Origin of the sequence: Streptomyces hilarionis, assembly GCF_024539675.1 — a bacterium.
GTDB classification, from domain to species: domain Bacteria; phylum Actinomycetota; class Actinomycetes; order Streptomycetales; family Streptomycetaceae; genus Streptomyces; species Streptomyces hilarionis.
Map to the genome: position 1 here is coordinate 1 of NZ_JAHHIT010000581.1, position 328 is coordinate 328.

1 protein-coding gene is annotated in these 328 nt (G+C 41.2%); it reads left to right on the forward strand.

Annotation, left to right across the window (positions count from 1 at the left end; genetic code table 11):
* On the forward strand, nucleotides 1–328 hold a 328-nt coding region (locus tag KMS84_RS39595; protein ID WP_256921496.1), incomplete at both ends, for a phosphate-starvation-inducible protein PsiE.

Genomic DNA, 328 nt, shown 5'->3' on the forward strand with positions numbered 1-328 from the left:
TAATGGCATTTGTGGATATGTTTAATGCAGGTCGTGCGAGTATTGATGATATTCTTCTGTTATTTATTTACCTAGAATTAGGGGCGATGGTAGGAATTTATTTTAAAACTAATCATCTGCCAATACGTTTTTTGTTATACATAGCCATTATCGCCCTCACTCGCTATCTTATAGGTGATGTCTCACATCACAGGACTCCAGACGTTGGACTGGTTTATTTGTGTGGGGGGATTTTCTTTTTGGCTCTGTCTGTTCTGGCTGTCAGGTTTGCTTCATATAAATTCCCATCGAGTAAAGCGATAGGTGCAACTGGGGAGGCGGTTGAGGC